We start from the raw sequence: 20983 nt of genomic DNA, 5'->3' as shown, positions 1-20983 counted from the left end.
CCTTTTATTTTATTTTTCCGTAGGAAAGTAAAGTTTCTTCCGATAATTAATTTATTTTGATAGTTCACTCCAATTCTTAGAAAATCCATAGCAATGCACAGCTTCATAGTCACTATTTGCTATATAGAATTCTTTCATGGTTTCCGAATTATCTCCATCTTTATTCCAGACAACCTTGTCCCCACTCATCACAATATCAACCTTGCTTGCTTCTAATTCTTTCAGTCTCCATTCGGTGAGATCATGATTTGCAAAACTACGATTAGAACATCCGTGACTACCAATTACCGTTCCATCTTCCAAAACTAAGTCATACTTTCCTGATTTATCAAATGATGAACTACCATTACATAAAATATATGCTACTTTCATATATTCATATTTCCTTTCTCTTTCTTATTCAAATGTTCATCAACTCTATTTTTACCTATACTAAATATTTCTCTATCTTTCTCGAAACATATGTAATTTCTATTCGTATTAATAGCTGCCACTGCAGTCGTAAAACTTCCACCACAGCTATCAAGTACCAATTCTCCTTCATTTGTATAAGTCTTAATTAAATATTCAATTAAAGCCACAGGTTTTTGTGTTGGGTGCAAAGATGAATTTTGTGTATCCGTTGAAAATACCTGTATGCTTCTTGGATATCTTTCAGTTGATTCATATGTATAATCATTTTTCATTTCACCGTAAACATCCGTCTGCAGTTCTTTTGACCGATACGACTTTTTTTTATTGTGTCCATAAGTCTTTTGTGGGTTGTAAATACATTGCTTCTTATAAAAGACACTTATTAACTCATGATTTCTCATTGGTTGCCTTCTTGCATTTAAAAAACCTGTACCTTTTACTTTGTCCCATACCCAATCATATTTATAATTCTTCAAATTACTTAATCGTAATTGACTTCCAAATGGCTCTGTATTAAATAAAACAATTGCTCCGTTATCTTTAATAATTCTATTGTACTGTTCCCAAAGTGGTTCAAACGGAATAATTACATCCCATTTACATTGTGTCGATCCATAGGGTAGGTCTGTTATTATACAATCAATCGACTTATCTTTAATCTTGTTCATTCCAACAAGGCAATCTTCATTATATAAGGTGTTTGCTTCAATCATTGCTTTCACCGCCTTTGTACATAAAAAGTTTTTCAGTGGATTTGCTTTTATCGGCAGCTTTAATACTTCTGCTTACCTCTTGTTCCCAAATACATTCAAAATCTTCGGGAGCATTTTGTTCACTGATTAAAACAATATTATTGTCTGACCACTTTCTCATAATTTGCCAAAACTCTTCGTAATCAAAATCAGTAGCATTTACATACTGCTTTGTGTTTGCGTAGGGCGGATCACAATATATAACTGTATTTTGTGGTTTCCATACCTTATAATCTAAAACAGAAAAATCAATAGTATTAAAATCATTGGATTGCTTCAAAATATTATTTTTTGCTTCTTGGTAGTAATCTCTATATCTTTTGCCGGTTTTTGTTTTCTCATATCCTGGCTTTGCATAGCCACCATCAAACCATCTACCATTAAACGAGGCTATGAACCCAATATTGCCAACTTCCCAATCTTCAAATTCAGATGTGTCTCCGTTATTAAATGCTGTTCTTGCCTTGTCATATAAATCTTTTGATACGGAGTCATATAATTCTTTTCCATCTTTTACTCTATTCAGTAATGCAATTAAATACCTATTTTTATCAGTTCCATATTTTATTTCACAACTGATTTTATCAATTACATTTGCCCCACCTACAAAGGGTTCTATATATGTATTTATTTTATTTTCATTTATGTGTTGTTGGATAATCGGAACTATATGTTTCGCTATCCTACTCTTACTTCCCATATATTTCAAATATGTATACCAGAAAGGTAGAATATTCTTTTATCTGCGCAGACCTTAATATTCCTTTCTGTATTATTTATAACTAATTATTCTCCGTTGAAATTCGTATTTCTTACGGTTAATTCTCTACCGGCATCCACTTTTTCATTTTTACTTCTCTTAGCTCTACTTCTGTACAATCAATCTCATCTTCATATTCCCAAGGGCTTTCGTCTTGACATTCGGTAGCACCCTCGGAATAGTACGCCTGATAAAATTTGCCCTTATCTTCAAATACAATTCTATGATGGATTGACCACCTAGAAGTCTCAACAATTTCATCAACAATTGCACTATAGGGTAAATCAAGTTCATTTTTAAGATAATCTTTACTAAGTTTTATCGTAGCCATTTATTCAACCTCCACAACTCCCCAACCCTGACATTGAGGACATTCACAATATTTTTTATTAATATTAATCATAATTTCATCTAAATAGCTGTTAACCTTTTTCTCTAAATCTTTATAATTTTCTCCTATTATTGGAGAAGGAATTACACAATCTTTTCCATAATCACTTGAACCGGGTGTCTTAATATTTAAGATAGGAACAGATTTATCAGATACCATTTTTTCAACCCATTTTGGCTTTCTTCTTTTATTCATCCAAGAACTATTTGTATCAACCATCTTCGTATATGGATTAGCAAGTCCTATATTTCTTGTTACCTCAAAGTGAAAATCATAATCAGAAGTCACTTTTGCAATAGACGTGTTGATATTGGCTTTAACGTGTTCCCTGATCAAGTCAAAAACTTGCTTAGAATCCAATTTGCAAGGCATATCCTGATAAACTTCTTCTGGATATTCAATTTCTGTTAATAATCCTACGGTTGCACAATATGTATTTGGAACAAACTCAAAGTCCTTCTTTGTGTAAATTTTATCAATGGTAAATTCTATATCTTCGTAACCGCCATCTACTTCATCATATTTTAATGAATAACAACCAATTATCTCGTCATACGCATCTGTGTTATACATTTCCATTGTGATAATCTGTGGCATCAATTCCGTGGCAGCGTAACCAGATTTTAATTCATACCTTTTGTTTATTTGTTCATTTGGTTTTTTAACAGTTACACTTTTGGGAATGTGGGGTAATTTGTACCAATAATTCTTATTCGTTATTTCTGCCTTTTCCCCATCAAAAAGTAAATTATCAATAGCTGAGTTATATCTTTCATTTTTAGAAATATAAATATAATCAATACAATCTATGATTTTAAAGTCCATCCATTTCCCTTTCTATTCTTTTGAAATCCCAATACCACTACATTTTCTATTCTCAATTGTTTATTCTCCGTTTAAAATCCTTATTGCCCTATCCACGTGTTCTTGTTGCAAACCACCTTCAGACAACTCTTTACAGAAAAATTTTGTATCTATCAAGCAATCTTCTATACCGTATTCTCTATATTGTTCCTTACTAAAATCATCATCCAGACTAACAAATTTAATATCATCCCTATCAACTCTCTCATCTAACCATGTTTTAATTTCTAATGGTCTGTTGTGATTAATGATTGGAGTTTTTGACATGATTTTTATATCGTATTTTGCAAGTGAATCTTCAAGGTATTTATACATTGCGTATGATTCTGTATGTTTTGAGTCATCAAGAGTTCTCCATGTCGATGACAAGACAATGTAAGCATCACAGGCGTGATATATCTTGGACAACATACGGAGATTATAGTCACTTATCTCGTCATGGTGTGGTCTATACTTTTTCATGCCCAATGATTCAAAATATGCCATAGAATTAAGTACCCCATCCACGTCTAAAAATATTACTTTTATACCACTACACCTCTTAACTTTCCTTTGAAACTAAAATTTCATTTCAATCTACGTCACATCTGTAAAACACTCCAATAATAGCTTTTCACTAATTTCAACCGTCATCGTAGGAGTGTTTAATATAACATTTCCTACTTGCGGTTTATCATTTGAATCAGTCCACCAAAAACTATTGTGTTCAATTACAAAATCAGAAATTTTACTATTCTTATGATTTAATAATGGCACTGAAAAATCTTTTTTACATGCATACCATTTACCTGAGTTTGACATTTTGTATACCTCCATAAATCAACGGTCTTTCATATGTAATCAACTTTTCAATAATAAGATCCTTTGAAAGTAAATCTCTACAGAAATAAGCTGTTGCAAACGGACTTCCTTTTACTACGCTATCCATATGTTCTTTATCGTGATAGCTAACTCTCGCATCAAAACTAAGAATCTGAATGCCTTCTTTGAAATATTTATATCTTTGTTTTCCTTGTAAGGAATTGAGTGGAAGCAATATTGCAAACGGTTTATTAAAGGAGTATAATCGTTCCAAAACTTTATCCTTTACTGAAAATGGTGGATTGGAAACGATAATATCCCACTCATCTGGCTCATACTCAAAGAAATTTTGTCCTTCCATCAAACAACTTCTTACAACGCTAAACCCTTCTTCATCTAATCTTCGATAAAATGCAGACCACTCTTCGTCAAATGGACACCAAATAATCTTATCTTTAGGTAAATATTTAATGATGTGATCTACTATGTAATAAGGAGAAAATAATTCATTATCTTCTATATCAGAAGTTAAATATCCTATGTTTAATCCTATTTTAATTCACCAAATCTATCGCTGCGCAGCTCCACCGGTGAATAAATTATTTTCCTTTCTTATTGATTATTTTTTTCTTATAAACGGCTTTATAGCCTTATTGATTGCTTTCTGTTGTTTTTCGCAACTACTCTTTACAAACTTACATTTGGCATCCATATATATTCTTTTCAATGGTGACAATTTAGTTCCCGTATGGTACTCATATAATTTGTGAGGGTGTTTTATCATTTCTCTGAAAAATCATTATATTTTTCTTGTGCAGACGAAGTATATATTAATGCAGCATCGTCTACAGGATTAATCTCTACTCTCTTACCACGTTCCATTAAAATAACCTCATCTCAACCGATGAATTCAGTCTTTCATGTTACATTTCTTTCAACTACCACAATCGTGTCGTTATGCCAGCCACCATGTGGGACTAAAAGAATTTCTTCTATTTTAAATCCATACTTTTTGCCAATTCCGCCGCTATTCCAACTACAAGTAATAACGACTCCATCCTTCTTAACAATTCTACCAATTTCTTCTTTTTGTTTAGACCAGTAAGAAGCCTGAGTAGTTTGCATATTAACTGTTTGTCCTAAATTTTTATAACACTCACTTATTTGTCTTGGCGAGTACGGTGGGTCATACAATACTGTATCTATAGAATTATTATCAAACATTTTTAGAAAGTCTAAGGCATCCATGTGATAATCAGTATCGTATTGAGTGTCTAAATCATTAGTGACGGTTGCTATCTGATTTCCGTTTGCAAATGGATCAATAATTTTTCCATTAGCATATTTATGTATTAATTCTCTTATTGGCTTGATAGAAAATGTATTTTTATTTGGCATTTGCCAAACTCTGTTTATTTCCATTATGTATAAGGAGTAAGTTGCAACTTAGTGGTATACCAAACCTCTTTCCTCCTATAATTTTTATTTCTCTATTTTTGGACTTGAAAGCATTAATTCATCCTAGAACTTCTAAGTTTGTAAAGCCAACTAAGGTTTACTGGACAAGAATCCTGCCCTCTATCCAATTGATTACTCTTTTGGAATACTTATTTTAGGATAATCTCGGCTTGACTAAGCCATTTCAGAATTGATATAATATAGAATATCAACTCAGAATTATCTCTAGTTGTGTTACGAGAACAGTCTGTCAGGTCGCCAAACTTACACAGGCTGTTCTTTTATTTATTCTCTTTTCATCACTAACAATATCATTAAAACCAAAATTTCCACTATAAGTATCAAATACATTCTTACATTTGTTACACTCAAATAATCCGATCATACTCTTGTCCATAGATATTTCGCTATTTCCACATCTAGGACAAACAATTACATACTTCATAACTCATCCTTTCTATTCTATTTTCTAACATTTAAACAAACAAAAGAATCCCTACAATAATTATGCCTACTATTAACACAAATAAGCTCAATATAAAACCATTACTTATTTCTCCATTATTCATCAAATTACACCTCATATCATTGATAGTTTTCACTCAATATGTTATTCTAATATTAATATTATGTTTAAGGGGATTAAGATGAAAACACTTTTTTACAATACCGAGTTCTTTATTAGCACTCTCTTGGGTATACTCGGACTTATATTATCTATATATTTTTATTATGTTGGTCGAAAATTTCGACAAATATCATATACGAGTAATACCACATGTGTTTCAATTAAAAACGATTATTCTTCAATTAATAACATAAATTTTATGTACAAAGACAAAAAGTTAGATTCAATTTCAATAACAGATTTGTTAATTTGGAGCAATGGAAAAGAGGTAATTAACCGTCTTGATGTTGCACCATCATCGCCACTAACTGTTTATGTTACTAACCAATCGAAATTATTGGAATATCAAATTATTCACGAAAACGAACTGTCTAATAACTTTAATTTAACTCAAAGTGAAAATAAAATTATTGCTGATTTTGACTATCTAAGTAAAAATAATGGTATTGCAATAAGAATAATTCATACGGGTACTAATGATGATATTTTAGTAGGATGCAAGTTAAAAGATGGTAGAAAAACCACTTATGTAGGGCAACGCAAAGGTGTTGTTTCTTGGTTAATTCAAAATAAATATATTAAAAAAATACTATCAAAAAAAATTACAAGCTTTATTTTCATTGTATTTACAATTTTTTTATTTCCTAATGCTTTTGTTCAATCTGCAAATTATGCTAATAACAACTATTTTGGAATACCAAATGATAGTATTTTAATGAATTTAGATTCAATAGTAATATTTGTTTTATGTGCTACTTCGTTTGTACTTTCACTTCCCCATATATATAATTTGTTTAAAACTGATCCACCAAAAGACTTGATAAAGTGTTCTTGCTGCGAGAGATGACTTCTCTCGCATTTCTATATAATTTTATTTATTAAATGCTTTTACAATCATTGATATGGAATATCCTACTATATAAATCAATACAAGCGTCATAAGGAAAACATCGGTTGATGAAAAAATATATTGTATAATCCCTAGCATTCCGTCTCCTCTCTTATTGTTAATTCACCTAACATACATAAAACATAATCCGATTCATGTGACGGCTTTGTCTCATTAATCCCACAATCTTCAAGCATATTGTCAAACTCCTTTGGTGTCATATTGTTAAGAATATCTCTGATCCTATTCAAATCTGAATCTATCATAATTGTTCCTATCATTCTACTTTCTCTACCTTAGTCAAACGCTTAGACTCAACAACTTCTTCATATGTCACATCAGCTACAACATTGTCTTGAAAATCATCATCTGTATAACCATATTTCTCGTAATCATACCAAAAAGGCATCTATACCGTTTCCTATCATCATTTTTTATCACTCTCCAAATGTGCCAAATCTAGGTCTGGAATATTAACTATTAGACACTCTCCTTCTTGTCTAAAAGAGTATTTTTCGCGTATCTCATTTAAATAATTATTTCTAACTTCTAAAAATTCCTTGTCACATCCAGTTAACGATTCCAACAACTTTATAGTCGCTTCTCTTGTTAATATAATGTCATCATTATAGAAATTATCCATTAGTCTACTCCTATACCAAAGAAATCGTTGATTCATTTTACAAATAAGCCATCAATAAATATCCATACAACGCTCTTGAATACGTTTTACCAGTGTTAGATGTTTAACTGGATATCTTTTTCTATTCGATGTAATTGTCATAGTATATTCCATAAGATTTATAGCTTTTACAATAACATCTAGCTTTGATTTGCTTGACAGTTATGCTCCTTTCAGTCGCTAGGACAGTGGTTGCTCACGGGTAGGGCTTACGCCCATACCCTGAGTGTTGGCAACCCCTTAGTCTCTTGGCGAAGATACAAAGATTGAAGATTTAAGGATAAAAAACGGACGCACGCCACCGTCACAAATATAGCCGTCGTAGCACACACCGCCACTAGAGTCGACACACCGAACATAACCGGTCGACCATCCTGAAGGTGTACTATCGGGTGTAGCCAGCCACCACCAATTTTTCATATTATCACCGAGAATTTTTCTATATTTTCGATACTGATCTATAGTCAAAAGACTAATCTTATCTCTGCTTGAACCGTAATCATCTAATCCATCCATAGATAGCAAGTCCACCATATGTTCCACGATACTATCTGCTCCAAATTCTTTTTCAACATCCTTCAGATATTCATTGTTAAGATAATTTCTTACATTGCTGCTTCTCCAATCATTATTAGAATCACCAAAATCCATAGTTTTTTCTAATAATTCTTTTCTTATTACTGCCGTAGCTCCGGACTCAAAATGTTCCAACACTATGTATTTATCATTGATAATATCTCCTGGTTTTACCGATGAAAGAACTACCTTATTTAATCCCAAAACCTTTCCCAAGTCTGAATTAATATTAATAACCAACCGGTTGCCCTCAATCTTCATATCTGTTTCATTTACTGTAATCTGCATATTTTTCTCCTTTTTCTTTATCTTTTATTTTTATATTCTCCAAACGAAATCCTGATTTCTTCGGACTTAATTATTATTAGTATTAAGCTTTCTTTTAATTGCTTCTTCAATTAATTCAATCCTATCTTCTCTTAAAATTCCCATGCATTTATTTACTGGTTCTCCAAGATAATGAGCCAAAACTCCCCATGAATCTCCATTTCTAAAAATAATTGCTTTATTACCATTAATTTTAATATTATATAATCCGTTAACTGAATTATCTAAATTACTTTTAAAATGTTCAAAAATTTCTATAACTTCTATATTAATTTGATCTAGCATTTAAACATTCTCCTTTAAAATTAAGTTTTTATCTGTTCTCACCATAGTATTATGTACCTGGTAAAAGACCAGAATAACCCGCCAAATAATATAATACCTAAAATTATCTTACTAATTACCTCACTCACTTTGGGTTTATAAAAATTCTTCTTTTTATATCCTTCATATGCGTTATTTCTGCAACTGATACAATCGCTATGTTTACCATCCCCGACCCAAATTGAGTAACCGGAACATTCTTCTTTATATATACAAATTATTTTGTCTTTGATACAATGTGTTGCCACTAAATTTACCTCTCAATCTAATAGGAAATATTCGTTTGTTGGGATTATGCTACATTATTGATCGTTACCTTATAACTAAGTAATGCATCATAAACAATGTCTGGCATAATCTCTTTGTACTCATTTGCTATTTCTTTTATTACTTTCTCTTTAATTTTCTTATATTTCTCACAAGCCTCAAAAAGATTCTTGCCAACACCATATGATTTACCTTGATAAGACACTCCATAACCCGTTGCTGTTTTTGAAATTCCCTCTGGCAAGCCATATCTGTTTGGAGAATGAGCTACAAATAACATATTTATTCTCTGTGGTACCAACAGGCAGGAGTCTGGATTATATTCTTTACATTCAGGATATAATATATCTTTATCTAAATGTAGTCTTCCCCTAACACTGTATTTGTTTTTGTTATACCACTTAGCAAAATTCTGAAAACACAGCCATTCATTACAAACACTACAAGCCTCAAAATACGTTGGATGAAGCTCTTTTTCTTTTTCGTAATAACACCTTACTATCATATTTTTCCATACAACATATTCTTCAGTATGTTTCCCATTCTTCCAGCAAACATAATCACCATCTCCGAGATATCCAATACCACATATTGACTTATCGTAAGGATTTTTAATTTCTCCTTTTATAAAATTCCTATACATGTTATGTCTCCAAATATAACCATGTTCGTCTAAAAATTGTACGTCAATATCACTTTTCTTTCTTGCTGCGATAATCTTCATCGGCGTTCCAAAATTATTAAACCCTTCTAATCCTATGTATTCTTCAGTTCTAATCAAAGTTCTTCTCCTTTTAAAAATTAATAGTTGTTACACTATTTAATTCTCTATTACAAAAGAAGAATTCCTTTGAATTTTGCATTTCTTACTTAAATTCAATTTCTTTTAACTTTCAGGTTATTGAGTCTCGTAATATTCAAAAATCTCTCTTGCCCTATCAATTATTTCTGCACAAGTATCTTCAAGTTGGGTTCCTTTTGAAATTATCTCAAGCGCGCAAAGCAAACTTTCTTCTGCGTTTTCCCGATGAGCAATTGGTACTCCTAAATGATAAGAACCGCGTTGCATATCTCGTATCGTAGGAATTGAAACAGAAATATCTATGAGCTTTTGATGTTTCTTACTTAGTTCAAATTTCCCTTTTGGCATCTCTTTCTCCTTAAATTTTAATTTATTGAACTAATAATCTTCATCCCCGCCAGTCCAACCGCATTTTTCGCAACCACAACCAGCTCCCCAAAAGTAATTATCAATATTGCTTGTGTGTCCATAGATTCTATTTGAATTTGGGGATTGACGCGCGACTACGCTTACTTCAACATATACTTTTCTGCTCCCGCAGGCAGGACAATAATATTTTCCGTTCTTTTCAATAAGTCCCATAAATTTACCTCGCTAAATTTTAATTTACACGATTACAGAGCCATACATATCAGCAAGTGGTTGCAGACCTTCTCGCATCCCATATGGGACACCTACAAGCTCAACACTTCCGCAATAACCCTCGTAAATCCTATGTTTGCCCCAAATAGCATACTTCCCCTTTTTAGAGAGGTAGCACTTCAAAAAGCCAGACACCCAATGTCCATCATCCGTCTTGCATGATATTTGAATTGCTCCGTCAGGATATTTGGCCGCAGCAAAATTAACAAACTCAACTTTATCTATACGAAGCGGGTATTTTTGCTCACTGTATTCATTCCCCCAGTTTGATACTTCATACTTTTGCACAGTCCATCTTCCTTCCCCGACTCACAGCCGTTAACTCTCAGTTTAACGAATTATCGGCTTACCACATTCTGGACAAAGTTTTGGAACAAAATCTCCAAATTTCTCGCCACACACAGGGCAATGAGGAACAAATCCGTATTTGTCAAATTCCTCGCCACCACAATCCGGAGGACAGATATATGTTTTCACATATTTATCTTCTGGCACTACCGGAATGGATTTCTTCAACTCGCTAATTGCCATGTTAAATGCAATTAAAGCACTTGCATCTTTAGAAAAGAACCAAGGCTGTTTTTCATAATATTCCAAAATTTCCACTGCTTCTTGTTTTTCCATAAACACTATCCCTTCTTATAATTTCTATGTTTGATGTAATTTACACTTTTCTGTATCCCAATATTCACAACTTGTAACATCTTCTCTACACTGTTCATCACAATCTGTTAATTCGAAATAGGCTGCTAAGTTTTTCACTGTTATTTCAATCCATCCAAAATCATCAGCTCCGCTTTTGCACTCCAAATGTATCTCGCCACCAAGAATATTGGATGAATCATCTTCATACCAAATTGAACCAATCGGAACTGTTCCATATCCACAAATACTACAACCATCCCCGTCATATTTTTCTAATATCAATTCTTTTATACACCGATATTCCATTTTTTCCCTTCCCGGTTCCCGTCCGTTAAAGTTATAATTAGTCAATATACTACTTTAAACTGCCTTTCCATTTCCTCTTCTGTCCATTGTTTTTGATCATCACAAGTTACCACTCGTAATGTAACTCCACAAAACGGATAAATGAATTTTGGTTTTCCGTACAATAGTTCATCTATTTCTGATGCTTTTTTAATTAATCTATATATTTTTTCTGTAACTTCAATATACCTTGGTGTCTTAGGTATTTTATCTACTTTAGATTGCATTAATTTTAAATCATCTAATAACCCCATATGATTCCTCTCCAATATAAATTTTTCTTATAACTTGCCTTATTTTCGTAAATACTGATCTAAAGGAGGTCATGCTTATGAAATCAACTAATAAAAATAAGTCTATTCCAACCACCCCTGATGGTATCTGGGAGGGCACACCATCCAAACAAAGTATTAAGTGTCCCGGAACACTAACAACCGATCTGCAATATAACGGTTATCCAGACATATTAGAGCACCCCGAAGAGGAAGAAAGTCCGAGAGAGGATTAATATCCTCTCGGTACATAAACTCATTTAATGAAATCTGCGATTCATTCTCTTTCTTCACTTCTGCCACATAAGTAAATAACGTTTGCCAGAATTACTATCAACCAAAATTGCCATGTATATATACCATATCCAGAGTATGCCATGATAAATCCTATGCTACCAAAGCACAGTAATCTTAATATAATTGCCATTATATGTGCATTTCCATCCACTAAGCTGCCTCTCCCTTCTTAATATAATTCTCTAAGCACTGTTTCATATGTATATAATTCTCTTTTTGATTAGCTATAAAATTGTTATTACCATTAAAATATTTAACTATCCAATCATCCAAATCAATGTCGTTATCAAACGAATAAGCTATTAACGCTATTAGTGACGGCTCATTCTCCCAAGATAGTAGTTTTGAATGTTTGTCTATACTATATCCGTCCAACATACCATAATAATCATCGATATCATCCTCCGTGACATTGGGTTTTGCATTCTCTCTTACAAAATCTATTACCTGAATTTCTTCATTAGATTTATCTTCCTCGTCATTTACTTCTGACTTAGTAATATGTAAGAACTCATTCATCAAAGTTTCCAGATGTTTAATCTTGCTAATAACAACATTCTTGTCCTTTGTAGATTTTCCATTTAAATCATCGTAAGTTACACCATCAACTTCTTTACTATGTAAAGCTGAAAACTCAGCTATAAACTCAACAAACCTTTCATCATCAAGCCCCGTATTTACAAATCTTGCGAATAACCCAAAGTATAAAAATGAATCCTTAGAATTAAACATTTCAAAAACTTCATCTGTGCCAACTTTACTAAGTCTATCAATAACGTCCTCAAAATTTTCAAACATTTCAGTAGTTGCATTCTCTTTCATATATGAGCACATATCGTTTTGATCTTTCCGCCATTCATTTAAAAAGTTAGATGCCATCACACTTTCAATTACTACGCGATCAACTGTACCATTTGAATATTCAGCGCCCGTATAAGCCCCTTTTTCCCTAAAGAATGGCATTGCTGAAATACTTTTAACCATTGTTGCAAACTCTTCTCCGATTCTAATAATTCCCTTTTGAGAGGCCGACATGCTTTTCCCCTCATTGTAACGAGCCAAATGATATGCAATATCATCACTTTTACAATTTAGATAATGTACTATTTCAAAGTTATAGTCTAAAAACTTATCTTTTAATTCTTCTGGCAAATCAGAAAACTTTTTCCCTCTAATGTCAAAACACTTCTGCTCACATTTCCGGAAACCATCTTTATCCAAATCTGGTTTTCCGTTTTCATCTTTTACAATTGCCTGATAGTGTATGTTCCAGCGTCTTACATTTTTTGTAATCTTAAAGCCATCATTTTTGTAAGAGTACACATTTGTGGATCTTTGCTTTCCATCAAGATTCCAAACGGTGGCAAGCCCATTGATAACTTGTTCTGCAAAAACAAGGGGTGGAATGGGGTTATCTTGCAATATATCTGATATTAAATTACCTTTCATAACGGAGCTCCACTGCTCGCTTTCTCGCTGAAGAGGATGGTCAAATCTAATTGTATAGTTATTGATTTTCTTAATAATAGATGCAACACTCCACCTATCAGGTTTACTCTTCTCTAATGTCTGTGTACAATATTCCATCTCCTTGTCCTCCTCAATTTGAACGTTTGATTTGTTGTAATTAATTATGATTTGCTTCTCAAAGCTACTCATGTTTTTTAATAACCTACTATATTTTTTCTCCGAAAATCCTAATTTTTCTTTAATATCCGAATGCTCATATCCTTGAATGATTAGAGTAGCTATCTGCTTTTCTGTTTCGTTAAGAGAGGCTAAATAGTTTTGAACATTTTCCTCGGAAGAAATCACACTTTTCTCTGATATTTCATTCTCTATATCAAAATCTGACTTCAAAATATCTTCTAAAGTGGACTCATCTTCACCAATAGGTGTGTTAATAGATATTGACAACCTGTCTGCTTTTCGCTTAATTCTGTTTAATCCAGTCATTTCAGTTTTAAACTTTCTAGCAAGGCAGCCTTTTAAATATCCTTCAAACGGAATTCCCATTGATTCGTCAAATATTTCAGTTGCTTTCCATAACTCTTCGTTTGCTTTACTATAAAAATCATCATGATCCTGTTCTGATATACCGCCAAATTTTTTAAATATCGAGTATGATATTTTCCGTAACTTTGCCATATCATTAGCCGCATATTCTTCTAATAGTTTTTGTTTTTGATTATCATCCATTTGCGCACCTACCTATTTGCTCAGATTTATCCCAATATTTCCAACGCAATCTCATAATATTCAGTTCTACCCTTGTAATCTGAATACTTAGCCTTACTAAGTTCCAACTTTATTTTTCCAATATCATACTTATATGTAATAGCATCTTGCATAACCCTTATGTAATTTAGACATTGTTTTATTTTTTTGTGCTTATCCCGGATGTCGTCGAGTAAATATCCTATTTTAGCTATTTTGTGGGCTTGCGGCTTCTTACCATTATTATCTTCTTTGTATTTTTGAAGAGCATGGCTTATATCTGATTCGGCACTGTCGTATTTTGAAAGAGCTGCCTCTAATAGATTCTTATATGTATTTAATTGTTGTGCATCCCACCCAGCTAGTCCCAATATAGATTCTGTCTCTTCTACAATCTTTCCCAAAATAGATTCGTCGAAGTCGATGTCCTTTTCTCCGATATATACACCCCCATTACCCTTGTAGTTCGTTTTGACCAAGGATTCACCTGTATTAGTATCTACTATCTGATATTCTCTAATCCACGAGTATTTCTTTCCCTTTCTTTGTTGCAACCCTCTTGCCTGTTTGTACGAAAATTCCGTTGCTTGTACGGGCGAAGTTGTACTAAGATATTCACCCATTTTCATTGGGTTCTCCATTACATAATTTTTTCCATCTGTTAAAATAAACATTTTTCCTTCCTTTCATTTTTAATTTTGCCATCAATTAATAAGCCTAATTGATTTACCACTTAGGTTTGTACAAGTTGTTGTTATCTGGGAATTAAAGGAAAATAAGATAATTTGACATACAAAGAAAAATAGATTAAAATATGTATGTCAGAGGTATCTTTCAATATCTCTCACTTTAATTCTTTGCTCATTCGAGCGGAATTATATTATATGTATAAGAATTGCAGTCTTTTTTGTTAGGCGCGCCAACGCCAGTGATCAAAATTTGACTGCAATTTTTTGTTCGAACTTGGTTATAATTATACTCCGAACAAATGTTCTAGTCAATATGAAAACAGAACAAATGTTTGTCATAATTTTTATACACTATTCTTTTAACAGTATGGTACTTAATTTACCATATGGATGTATATTCATTATATCTATTTGTTTTTTAGTGTAACATCTTAGTTGGTTAACAAAATCATCGTATACTCTTGCTATTGTTTCAGCTTCATTAATTATTCTCTCGCATTCATAAATATCTCTGCTAATAAATTTAGAAGATATATTATTTTCGTCTTCTAAATTACTTACTGCTACAAGTAGTTTTCCGCCGTTCTTTTTTGAATATTCAATAGCTTCTTCTGTTGTCATTTCTATTACTAGTTGCATATTCCACCTACTCTCCAAAATTTGCAAGATACACTTGCTTAATATTGTATTTCTCCATTTCATCTGTAACCTTACCAATATATTTGATTATGCGCTTTTCTGAAATCTGTCTCATACATTCTCCTAGTAATAAAGAGTCTTGCCTTAAACCAGACTTACCTTTCTTTAAGAGGGTATGCGTTGGCTGCTTACGATTTTTGTATGTTTTAGTTGATAACGGCATAACAATGGTCGTACCACTATAGTAATTTCCCACATCATTCTGAATAATAAGACCAGGTCTTATCCCACCCTGCTCTCCGTCAAGTACGTCGTCGCCAAAATCTACAAGTACAATATCGTATCTTTTCAAGTCAAGTGTCAATTCACGCATCCTCCTTTCTTTTAACTATTATACTTCGTATTATAGCGTAAGCACTAATTATTGTCAACACTAATTATTGCAAAAACTAATATTTTTTGATAAAATATTAATATTAAGAATTCAGGAGGCATAATGTGATAATAAAATTGAACGAAACCCTTGAATTAAAAGGAAAATCTCAGTATTGGCTTTCAAAACATACCGGCATAGCAGCTTCTACAATAAACAATTTATGTAATGGTAAAACGACAAGTATACAATTTGATGTACTTCAAAAAATATGTGATGCACTTAATTGTGAAATAACTGACATTATAGATAAAGACGATACCGTTAATTAGTATCGTCTTTCTACTTACATAATTTTATCTTTCAACAAGTATTCTTCTATAATATCTTTGGCTTCCATATAGTGCTTACAACTCATGCCCCGATTACATTCTCCACTCGCTATATGACTACATGCCATTTGGCTCTTCTTATATCCGCCTGATGTCTTTATGTATTCTACCGGCATTAAACAGGTGTATTTTGCAACATCACAGTAAATAGCTGATGTATATCCATATTTTATTTCATCCATATCTATGACCTTTCTTAGGAATTCTTTCTAAATTCTTTATTCCTTATATCTTTTCCATACAACATGACGCTTACAATACAAAATAATAGCTCTGATTCTCTGCGCCGACAGATTGTATTCTCTTGCTAACGCCGCCATTGAATTACCAGTCATAAACTTCTTCACTATTTCTTTATCTCTGTCTGATATGGTAAGTTTATAAAGCACTTCTTCTATATGTAAATCAGATAAAATCTGTCTCATGTTTGCACTGCTCATAACGTTCCTTCCTGTGTAATAATCTTCATATAATCTCACACTTCTTTTAAAAAAAATACCGGAATTCATATCAATAATTAGTATTTCACCTTGTTACCCTTTTCTTTATCTCTCTGATACAATATTTTATGAACAGACTCGAAAGGAATGCCCGGACAATACTCAATATTATACTGCCAACACTTTTCTATATAATCAATATACACTTCTATACACCTTTGACTCCTAGACAGATAAGCCGGAAACTCCTTCCCAGTCAGTTCACGGTATGATCTTTGATCAATTATCGGAAATATATTGGGATAATAAAAGTGAAGAATCGTGCTAGCAACAGCTAGTTTTATACCTTTTGAAGAAAGCAAATCCTCTATTAGCTTATATACGGTTTTATCGTTTAAAACGTCACTTGGTTTATTTAAATATCCAATAGAATTTAACATTGATATAGTCTGATCAGAAATATGTATACTCCTATTTAACTTCCACAATACAATCTCGTTTATAGCAGCAATATTATCAGTAGTATTGTCTTTATTCATATTAGAGATTCTTGACTTAATATCCGTATCATCTTCATATGTATATCTGCCTAGAACCGCCTTATTTTCATCATCCAAAGTTGACATCTCAAATTACCTCTTATACTATTCTCCAACCATTCCGTCACCATCTCTGTCATCCATATACTTATATAACCAATGATCAGAATAGATGGGCATCGAGTAACCGGCAGCTTCAGCTTCGGCAATAGTCACTTTGCCATTTCCATTAGTGTCTATTGATGATAAATCGTTTTCTTCCGTTGCGACAGGTGTTTCCTCAGTTTGTTCAGCAAAAACACTTTCTTGTAATGCTGCATTGCCATCTGTTTCTGATGGTTCAGACGTTTCTTGACTCAACCCAGCATTCACTTCATCAGGATTTACATTATCAAAATCATCTACTATACTTTCTCCATTGAGCACGTATTCATAATGATAATGTGAAGGAATTTGAGTTGTCGTATCTGGATATGTAATAGTGGCCACAAAGCTTACACAGCTACCTGCGTCACGAATAACTTTTTCCATATATGCTTGATCGCCATGCCTATTTAATGTGCTGTTTTGTGGAGTAATATTATAAGCATTTGATACCCCTCCCAATGAATCTGCTATGACATGTCCCTCATCTAAATCTTCTTGCTCTGTTCCGGGTACTTTAGCTTCATCTTCGTAATATCTTCCATCTGAATTTACCAGTTCGGTAGAATCGTCCTGTAAAATAATAGTATCTGCCGTCACATAAACCAGTTGTCCATAATCATTTGTAAATGCCCAATAAACTCTGTCCCCAAACCCAATATCTACAGCAGCGTTGGGTTGTCTTTCTCCCGACAAATCCCCACCATCAACTTCTATGATTTTGTACTGGACTCCGTTGTACTCTTTATACTCGTCATTCTCAATATCTACATCGTCTGTCTCAGGCAGCTCTTGCGCCGAATCTTCAACAGTTGGTTCACTCCCAACCAGATTGTTAACACTACTACCTATTGTATTACTTTCATCACCTTCACTTCTTTTACTTGCAAAAGATCCAATTACAAGTAATATTACTAAAATACCTATGATTTTTCCTTTGGACGTTTTCTTTACAGACATTTCGCTATTCCCCTTTTATTATAATTTACTTTGTTTTAAAATCTCATTAACTTCTTTTAGGCTGATTCCCCAAATAAAAGCCACCTTCTTTTTATCTTTATACTTCTCATAATCCTTAATAATGTCCTCATTCGTCCATTCATAGGGAATTGGTTTATTCATTAAACCTTCCATTAGATCCTCCAATTAATCTTTCTTTTTATAGTATTGTTCATACCATCGCGGCTTTCTAACAAATTCCCTCTTTAATTCTTGCTCCTCATTTTCTTGAAAGGAACACTTTTTACTATTCTCACACCCTAAAGTATCTACAAGATAAAATGGGCAATTATTTACATCTTTTTCCAGTGAACACTTCATATAGTCACTCCTTTCTTATTAAATTTATTTTATCACGAAAGGCGCTTTTCATCTACCATAGATAATAGCTGATTCATAATTTCAATATCGTTTTCTTTGCTAATATTCTCTCTTCCCATCAGATATGCTTGTTTCAATATATCCCTCAAATCGTTTGTTTTTAAGGCAATAACCGGAACATTATCTATAGCCGGTACTATTCCACTATCAATATCAGAAATATACTTTCCGACATCATTAAACATTTTCTCTGCCTTTTCTGCCATTATATCAATATATATCTTTGTTGTTTCAAGATCAGCGTGTCCTAACACAGTTTGAAGAGTAGGTAGACAGTCAGGGTCAAACTTATTAATTTCATGTGCTATGCGTCCAAAAGACTTTCTTGTACTATGCGTGCTTACACCTTCGATACCATTATATTTAGCAGCGCTTTGAAATTGATACCTGTAAGCAGCTTCTTGTTTTTCAATGGCTTTTCCATACTCCTCATCAGTATAATTTTGAGGCAACTCATCTTTTTGCTTACATCTAAAAATATCCTCATTTATATGTTCCATTGGATTAATATTAGCTGCGTCGCAGTACCAGTCAATATATTTCCATGCAACATCAGTAATTGCTATATCAATTATTTTATCGGTTTTATCTTCCAGTAAGGTATTAAGTATTTCCTTCTTTCTACCGTTTTCATAATATAAATCTGACCATTTCAGAGTAAGAGTATCGCCTATACGCCTTGCAAAAAATAGCCCCAATACAAATATAAGAAACTCATCATATTTTTTCTTATCTCTGAAATAGTCCATCATACTTTTAATTTCTTCAACGGTTCTAAAGGCGCGTACCTTAGTCTTTCCTTTCTTCTTTGTGCAAAACGTAATGTCCGATATAAGATAATCCTCATTTTCTCTGATGTATTTAACCCATATTTGAGATTTAGTATTGGTATATTTGAAAATGCCCTCCTCGTTATCCTCATCACATTCTATGGGAAAATATTTATTTTCTTCAAGGATTTTATCTATTTCTTCGTTTGTGTAAATGTTTCCGATATGATCTTCTTTTAATTTGTCTATTAATTTCATTTTATAAGTCCTTTCTATAATAAATCGGCTTGTGACATTTTACAGTCCCAAGCCGTATGTAAAGCGTAAATTATGTTATATGTTATACTTCTGTATATTCCCATTCAGAAATAAAGTCAAATGCTTCATTATAATATATGGGATTTAAATCCTTATATGAGCTGCCACACTCAAATTGAGATTTTAAACCGTTCCAAAGGTTTATAAAGTAGCTTTTAGCATTAGTTTTATACTCTCTACTATGAGCACCGCCTAACAGATAATTAATTCTGTCTTTAGCTGCCTTATAAAGCTTCTGTTGTTGTCTGGTAGAAAGTGTCATATTTTCAACCACTTTATCAAGCTTTTCTGACTGTGTTTCTAATATGTTTTCCATGTTATTGATCTGTACTTGCATAACCTCAATATGACCTTCTAAGCCCATTCTAGTATTGAATGTGGATTTCTGTACTTCTGTCTCATAAAATGCTTTATGGAGTGCGTCAGACGCTTCTAACTGGTATTGTAATAACTTTTGTACAGCTTCTGGATTTTTCTTCTGCATCGATGGAGTAAGATTGATTTGTGCTAACCACATAGGTACAAATCTTTCCGCGATTACAAGCGTTTCTCTGAACTGAGTCTCAAATTTAAGACTCAGCTTCTTGCAATTATCTTTAAGCAATAATGACTCTTGCATTTTTAAAACCTCTGCTCTTGCTTGTGCGTCTGTTAGTCCTATATCCCTACACGCCTTTCTAACTCCAAGCCATATTTGCCCGCTTGCATCTTTTACACCTAATAAGGTATTACCATTAAAGGGTATCTCTTTTACTTCTGTTTTTATCATAATCATTTCATTCCTTTCTGTTTATCCGTTACACACTTACACAGCGGACTCACGGTATTCCGCTTACGGTTACTCTTTCATATTCTCCGTTTGTGGATGGATTAAGTTGTCAATGTGCACTTTATTGGAAAGATTGACTTGAAATAGTCATAGAAATACGATAGAATATAATCGACT

The 20983-nt window shown here is 32.8% G+C and carries 36 protein-coding genes; 3 read left to right on the top strand and 33 right to left on the bottom strand.

The window, feature by feature from the left end; translation table 11 throughout:
* Nucleotides 1-51: 51 nt before the first annotated feature.
* The 9 genes from V6984_RS09310 to V6984_RS09270 all read right to left on the bottom strand — a co-directional run bounded on the left by V6984_RS09310 (nt 52) and on the right by V6984_RS09270 (nt 5404).
* A complete protein-coding gene (locus V6984_RS09310) occupies nt 52-372 on the bottom strand; it encodes a hypothetical protein (protein WP_342759511.1) in 321 nt (106 codons plus the stop codon).
* Nucleotides 369-1127, bottom strand: a complete 759-nt coding sequence (locus tag V6984_RS09305; protein ID WP_342759510.1) for a site-specific DNA-methyltransferase — start codon at nt 1125-1127, stop codon at nt 369-371. The genes V6984_RS09310 and V6984_RS09305 overlap by 4 nt, the downstream gene beginning before the upstream one ends.
* Nucleotides 1120-1866: a DNA adenine methylase gene (locus V6984_RS09300; protein ID WP_342759509.1), complete on the bottom strand. Its 747-nt coding sequence runs from the start codon at nt 1864-1866 to the stop codon at nt 1120-1122. Before V6984_RS09300 ends, V6984_RS09305 begins: the two co-directional genes overlap by 8 nt.
* A gap of 118 nt (nt 1867-1984) precedes the next feature.
* On the bottom strand, nt 1985-2257 hold the full coding sequence (locus V6984_RS09295; RefSeq protein ID WP_342759508.1) for a hypothetical protein: 273 nt from the start codon (nt 2255-2257) through the stop codon (nt 1985-1987).
* The gene (locus V6984_RS09290; RefSeq protein ID WP_342759507.1) at nt 2258-3142 is read right to left on the bottom strand and encodes a hypothetical protein; all 885 of its coding nucleotides are present in this window, start codon (nt 3140-3142) and stop codon (nt 2258-2260) included.
* A 60-nt stretch (nt 3143-3202) separates the two neighbouring features.
* A complete protein-coding gene (locus V6984_RS09285) occupies nt 3203-3667 on the bottom strand; it encodes an HAD domain-containing protein (protein WP_342759506.1) in 465 nt (154 codons plus the stop codon).
* Nucleotides 3668-3757: 90 nt separating this feature from the next.
* Nucleotides 3758-3982 carry a hypothetical protein gene (locus V6984_RS09280; RefSeq protein ID WP_342759505.1) on the bottom strand — a complete coding sequence of 75 codons (225 nt, stop codon included), beginning with the start codon at nt 3980-3982 and terminating at the stop codon, nt 3758-3760.
* Nucleotides 3966-4343 (bottom strand): hypothetical protein, encoded by a 378-nt coding sequence (locus tag V6984_RS09275; protein ID WP_342759504.1) that lies wholly within the window; start codon nt 4341-4343, stop codon nt 3966-3968. The genes V6984_RS09280 and V6984_RS09275 overlap by 17 nt, the downstream gene beginning before the upstream one ends.
* A 557-nt stretch (nt 4344-4900) precedes the next feature.
* Complete coding sequence (locus tag V6984_RS09270; RefSeq protein ID WP_342759503.1) at nt 4901-5404, bottom strand: hypothetical protein; 504 nt, start codon at nt 5402-5404, stop codon at nt 4901-4903.
* A gap of 683 nt (nt 5405-6087) precedes the next feature.
* Between V6984_RS09270 and V6984_RS09265 the strand changes: the two genes are divergently transcribed.
* Nucleotides 6088-6915: a hypothetical protein gene (locus V6984_RS09265; protein ID WP_342759502.1), complete on the top strand. Its 828-nt coding sequence runs from the start codon at nt 6088-6090 to the stop codon at nt 6913-6915.
* A 134-nt stretch (nt 6916-7049) separates the two neighbouring features.
* Here the strand turns inward: V6984_RS09265 and V6984_RS09260 are convergent, their stop codons facing one another.
* From V6984_RS09260 to V6984_RS09205, 12 genes are all read right to left on the bottom strand, one after another.
* Complete coding sequence (locus V6984_RS09260; RefSeq protein ID WP_342759501.1) at nt 7050-7238, bottom strand: hypothetical protein; 189 nt, start codon at nt 7236-7238, stop codon at nt 7050-7052.
* Nucleotides 7235-7366, bottom strand: a complete 132-nt coding sequence (locus tag V6984_RS09255) for a hypothetical protein (protein ID WP_342759500.1) — start codon at nt 7364-7366, stop codon at nt 7235-7237. Before V6984_RS09255 ends, V6984_RS09260 begins: the two co-directional genes overlap by 4 nt.
* An 18-nt stretch (nt 7367-7384) precedes the next feature.
* Nucleotides 7385-7600, bottom strand: coding sequence for a hypothetical protein (locus V6984_RS09250; protein ID WP_342759499.1), 216 nt, complete (start codon nt 7598-7600; stop codon nt 7385-7387).
* A 279-nt stretch (nt 7601-7879) separates the two neighbouring features.
* On the bottom strand, nt 7880-8503 hold the full coding sequence (locus tag V6984_RS09245) for a DUF6273 domain-containing protein (protein ID WP_342759498.1): 624 nt from the start codon (nt 8501-8503) through the stop codon (nt 7880-7882).
* Nucleotides 8504-8569: 66 nt separating this feature from the next.
* The gene (locus tag V6984_RS09240; protein ID WP_342759497.1) at nt 8570-8827 is read right to left on the bottom strand and encodes a hypothetical protein; all 258 of its coding nucleotides are present in this window, start codon (nt 8825-8827) and stop codon (nt 8570-8572) included.
* Between the two features lie 331 nt (nt 8828-9158).
* Nucleotides 9159-9914 carry a hypothetical protein gene (locus V6984_RS09235; protein ID WP_342759496.1) on the bottom strand — a complete coding sequence of 252 codons (756 nt, stop codon included), beginning with the start codon at nt 9912-9914 and terminating at the stop codon, nt 9159-9161.
* A gap of 117 nt (nt 9915-10031) precedes the next feature.
* A complete protein-coding gene (locus tag V6984_RS09230) occupies nt 10032-10283 on the bottom strand; it encodes a hypothetical protein (RefSeq protein WP_342759495.1) in 252 nt (83 codons plus the stop codon).
* A 30-nt stretch (nt 10284-10313) separates the two neighbouring features.
* Nucleotides 10314-10517, bottom strand: coding sequence for a hypothetical protein (locus V6984_RS09225; protein WP_342759494.1), 204 nt, complete (start codon nt 10515-10517; stop codon nt 10314-10316).
* Between the two features lie 24 nt (nt 10518-10541).
* Complete coding sequence (locus V6984_RS09220) at nt 10542-10865, bottom strand: hypothetical protein (protein WP_342759493.1); 324 nt, start codon at nt 10863-10865, stop codon at nt 10542-10544.
* 42 nt (nt 10866-10907) lie between these two features.
* Nucleotides 10908-11201: a hypothetical protein gene (locus V6984_RS09215; RefSeq protein WP_342759492.1), complete on the bottom strand. Its 294-nt coding sequence runs from the start codon at nt 11199-11201 to the stop codon at nt 10908-10910.
* A gap of 24 nt (nt 11202-11225) precedes the next feature.
* Nucleotides 11226-11528 carry a hypothetical protein gene (locus V6984_RS09210; protein ID WP_342759491.1) on the bottom strand — a complete coding sequence of 101 codons (303 nt, stop codon included), beginning with the start codon at nt 11526-11528 and terminating at the stop codon, nt 11226-11228.
* A gap of 41 nt (nt 11529-11569) precedes the next feature.
* Complete coding sequence (locus V6984_RS09205) at nt 11570-11821, bottom strand: hypothetical protein (protein WP_342759490.1); 252 nt, start codon at nt 11819-11821, stop codon at nt 11570-11572.
* 77 nt (nt 11822-11898) lie between these two features.
* Here V6984_RS09205 and V6984_RS09200 point away from each other — a divergent pair, with 77 nt between their 5' ends.
* On the top strand, nt 11899-12075 hold the full coding sequence (locus tag V6984_RS09200) for a hypothetical protein (RefSeq protein ID WP_342759489.1): 177 nt from the start codon (nt 11899-11901) through the stop codon (nt 12073-12075).
* Nucleotides 12076-12286: 211 nt separating this feature from the next.
* Here V6984_RS09200 and V6984_RS09195 read toward each other — a convergent pair whose 3' ends face one another.
* From V6984_RS09195 to V6984_RS09180, 4 genes are all read right to left on the bottom strand, one after another.
* Nucleotides 12287-14335, bottom strand: a complete 2049-nt coding sequence (locus tag V6984_RS09195) for a hypothetical protein (RefSeq protein WP_342759488.1) — start codon at nt 14333-14335, stop codon at nt 12287-12289.
* 26 nt (nt 14336-14361) lie between these two features.
* Complete coding sequence (locus V6984_RS09190; protein WP_342759487.1) at nt 14362-15027, bottom strand: hypothetical protein; 666 nt, start codon at nt 15025-15027, stop codon at nt 14362-14364.
* A gap of 366 nt (nt 15028-15393) precedes the next feature.
* Nucleotides 15394-15663 carry a hypothetical protein gene (locus tag V6984_RS09185; RefSeq protein ID WP_342759486.1) on the bottom strand — a complete coding sequence of 90 codons (270 nt, stop codon included), beginning with the start codon at nt 15661-15663 and terminating at the stop codon, nt 15394-15396.
* 25 nt (nt 15664-15688) lie between these two features.
* A complete protein-coding gene (locus tag V6984_RS09180; RefSeq protein ID WP_342759485.1) occupies nt 15689-16054 on the bottom strand; it encodes a type II toxin-antitoxin system PemK/MazF family toxin in 366 nt (121 codons plus the stop codon).
* A 125-nt stretch (nt 16055-16179) separates the two neighbouring features.
* On the opposite strand from V6984_RS09180, the gene V6984_RS09175 reads away from it, so the two are divergent.
* A complete protein-coding gene (locus V6984_RS09175; RefSeq protein WP_342759484.1) occupies nt 16180-16386 on the top strand; it encodes a helix-turn-helix transcriptional regulator in 207 nt (68 codons plus the stop codon).
* A gap of 14 nt (nt 16387-16400) precedes the next feature.
* Here V6984_RS09175 and V6984_RS09170 read toward each other — a convergent pair whose 3' ends face one another.
* The 8 genes from V6984_RS09170 to V6984_RS09135 all read right to left on the bottom strand — a co-directional run bounded on the left by V6984_RS09170 (nt 16401) and on the right by V6984_RS09135 (nt 20806).
* Entirely contained in the window at nt 16401-16628 is a 228-nt protein-coding gene (locus V6984_RS09170; protein WP_342759483.1) for a hypothetical protein, read from the bottom strand.
* Nucleotides 16629-16664: 36 nt separating this feature from the next.
* Nucleotides 16665-16886, bottom strand: a complete 222-nt coding sequence (locus V6984_RS09165) for a Mor transcription activator family protein (protein ID WP_342759482.1) — start codon at nt 16884-16886, stop codon at nt 16665-16667.
* A 77-nt stretch (nt 16887-16963) separates the two neighbouring features.
* Complete coding sequence (locus tag V6984_RS09160; protein WP_342759481.1) at nt 16964-17512, bottom strand: hypothetical protein; 549 nt, start codon at nt 17510-17512, stop codon at nt 16964-16966.
* Between the two features lie 18 nt (nt 17513-17530).
* Complete coding sequence (locus V6984_RS09155; RefSeq protein WP_342759480.1) at nt 17531-18529, bottom strand: DNA/RNA non-specific endonuclease; 999 nt, start codon at nt 18527-18529, stop codon at nt 17531-17533.
* Between the two features lie 18 nt (nt 18530-18547).
* Nucleotides 18548-18703: a hypothetical protein gene (locus tag V6984_RS09150; protein WP_342759479.1), complete on the bottom strand. Its 156-nt coding sequence runs from the start codon at nt 18701-18703 to the stop codon at nt 18548-18550.
* A 12-nt stretch (nt 18704-18715) separates the two neighbouring features.
* Nucleotides 18716-18889, bottom strand: a complete 174-nt coding sequence (locus tag V6984_RS09145) for a hypothetical protein (RefSeq protein ID WP_342759478.1) — start codon at nt 18887-18889, stop codon at nt 18716-18718.
* A gap of 32 nt (nt 18890-18921) precedes the next feature.
* A complete protein-coding gene (locus tag V6984_RS09140; RefSeq protein WP_342759477.1) occupies nt 18922-19977 on the bottom strand; it encodes a tyrosine-type recombinase/integrase in 1056 nt (351 codons plus the stop codon).
* Between the two features lie 82 nt (nt 19978-20059).
* A complete protein-coding gene (locus V6984_RS09135) occupies nt 20060-20806 on the bottom strand; it encodes a phage antirepressor N-terminal domain-containing protein (RefSeq protein ID WP_342759476.1) in 747 nt (248 codons plus the stop codon).
* Nucleotides 20807-20983 lie beyond the last annotated feature (177 nt).

Source organism: Kineothrix sp. IPX-CK, from assembly GCF_039134705.1.
Lineage (GTDB): Bacteria > Bacillota > Clostridia > Lachnospirales > Lachnospiraceae > Kineothrix > Kineothrix sedimenti.
Note: the sequence above shows the minus strand (reverse complement) of the source record. Positions and strands in the feature narration are given on the sequence as shown.

Bases quoted from the DNA above. Each gene is read 5' to 3' on its own strand.
- V6984_RS09240 (WP_342759497.1), bottom strand. From the start codon at position 8,827: ATGCTAGATCAAATTAATATAGAAGTTATAGAAATTTTTGAACATTTT.
- V6984_RS09215 (WP_342759492.1), bottom strand. From the start codon at position 11,201: ATGGAAAAACAAGAAGCAGTGGAAATTTTGGAATATTATGAAAAACAG.
- V6984_RS09275 (WP_342759504.1), bottom strand. From the start codon at position 4,343: ATGGAAGGACAAAATTTCTTTGAGTATGAGCCAGATGAGTGGGATATT.
- V6984_RS09150 (WP_342759479.1), bottom strand. From the start codon at position 18,703: ATGGAAGGTTTAATGAATAAACCAATTCCCTATGAATGGACGAATGAG.
- V6984_RS09170 (WP_342759483.1), bottom strand. From the start codon at position 16,628: ATGGATGAAATAAAATATGGATATACATCAGCTATTTACTGTGATGTT.
- V6984_RS09145 (WP_342759478.1), bottom strand. From the start codon at position 18,889: ATGAAGTGTTCACTGGAAAAAGATGTAAATAATTGCCCATTTTATCTT.
- V6984_RS09135 (WP_342759476.1), bottom strand. From the start codon at position 20,806: ATGATAAAAACAGAAGTAAAAGAGATACCCTTTAATGGTAATACCTTA.
- V6984_RS09250 (WP_342759499.1), bottom strand. From the start codon at position 7,600: ATGGATAATTTCTATAATGATGACATTATATTAACAAGAGAAGCGACT.
- V6984_RS09285 (WP_342759506.1), bottom strand. From the start codon at position 3,667: ATGGCATATTTTGAATCATTGGGCATGAAAAAGTATAGACCACACCAT.
- V6984_RS09155 (WP_342759480.1), bottom strand. From the start codon at position 18,529: ATGTCTGTAAAGAAAACGTCCAAAGGAAAAATCATAGGTATTTTAGTA.
- V6984_RS09165 (WP_342759482.1), bottom strand. From the start codon at position 16,886: ATGAGCAGTGCAAACATGAGACAGATTTTATCTGATTTACATATAGAA.
- V6984_RS09185 (WP_342759486.1), bottom strand. From the start codon at position 15,663: ATGACAACAGAAGAAGCTATTGAATATTCAAAAAAGAACGGCGGAAAA.
- V6984_RS09270 (WP_342759503.1), bottom strand. From the start codon at position 5,404: ATGGAAATAAACAGAGTTTGGCAAATGCCAAATAAAAATACATTTTCT.
- V6984_RS09280 (WP_342759505.1), bottom strand. From the start codon at position 3,982: ATGTCAAACTCAGGTAAATGGTATGCATGTAAAAAAGATTTTTCAGTG.
- V6984_RS09230 (WP_342759495.1), bottom strand. From the start codon at position 10,283: ATGCCAAAAGGGAAATTTGAACTAAGTAAGAAACATCAAAAGCTCATA.
- V6984_RS09305 (WP_342759510.1), bottom strand. From the start codon at position 1,127: ATGATTGAAGCAAACACCTTATATAATGAAGATTGCCTTGTTGGAATG.
- V6984_RS09245 (WP_342759498.1), bottom strand. From the start codon at position 8,503: ATGCAGATTACAGTAAATGAAACAGATATGAAGATTGAGGGCAACCGG.
- V6984_RS09200 (WP_342759489.1), top strand. From the start codon at position 11,899: ATGAAATCAACTAATAAAAATAAGTCTATTCCAACCACCCCTGATGGT.
- V6984_RS09160 (WP_342759481.1), bottom strand. From the start codon at position 17,512: ATGTCAACTTTGGATGATGAAAATAAGGCGGTTCTAGGCAGATATACA.
- V6984_RS09140 (WP_342759477.1), bottom strand. From the start codon at position 19,977: ATGAAATTAATAGACAAATTAAAAGAAGATCATATCGGAAACATTTAC.
- V6984_RS09210 (WP_342759491.1), bottom strand. From the start codon at position 11,528: ATGGAATATCGGTGTATAAAAGAATTGATATTAGAAAAATATGACGGG.
- V6984_RS09300 (WP_342759509.1), bottom strand. From the start codon at position 1,866: ATGGGAAGTAAGAGTAGGATAGCGAAACATATAGTTCCGATTATCCAA.
- V6984_RS09290 (WP_342759507.1), bottom strand. From the start codon at position 3,142: ATGGACTTTAAAATCATAGATTGTATTGATTATATTTATATTTCTAAA.
- V6984_RS09180 (WP_342759485.1), bottom strand. From the start codon at position 16,054: ATGCGTGAATTGACACTTGACTTGAAAAGATACGATATTGTACTTGTA.
- V6984_RS09205 (WP_342759490.1), bottom strand. From the start codon at position 11,821: ATGGGGTTATTAGATGATTTAAAATTAATGCAATCTAAAGTAGATAAA.
- V6984_RS09255 (WP_342759500.1), bottom strand. From the start codon at position 7,366: ATGCCTTTTTGGTATGATTACGAGAAATATGGTTATACAGATGATGAT.
- V6984_RS09195 (WP_342759488.1), bottom strand. From the start codon at position 14,335: ATGGATGATAATCAAAAACAAAAACTATTAGAAGAATATGCGGCTAAT.
- V6984_RS09225 (WP_342759494.1), bottom strand. From the start codon at position 10,517: ATGGGACTTATTGAAAAGAACGGAAAATATTATTGTCCTGCCTGCGGG.
- V6984_RS09265 (WP_342759502.1), top strand. From the start codon at position 6,088: ATGAAAACACTTTTTTACAATACCGAGTTCTTTATTAGCACTCTCTTG.
- V6984_RS09190 (WP_342759487.1), bottom strand. From the start codon at position 15,027: ATGTTTATTTTAACAGATGGAAAAAATTATGTAATGGAGAACCCAATG.
- V6984_RS09310 (WP_342759511.1), bottom strand. From the start codon at position 372: ATGAAAGTAGCATATATTTTATGTAATGGTAGTTCATCATTTGATAAA.
- V6984_RS09295 (WP_342759508.1), bottom strand. From the start codon at position 2,257: ATGGCTACGATAAAACTTAGTAAAGATTATCTTAAAAATGAACTTGAT.
- V6984_RS09260 (WP_342759501.1), bottom strand. From the start codon at position 7,238: ATGATAGGAACAATTATGATAGATTCAGATTTGAATAGGATCAGAGAT.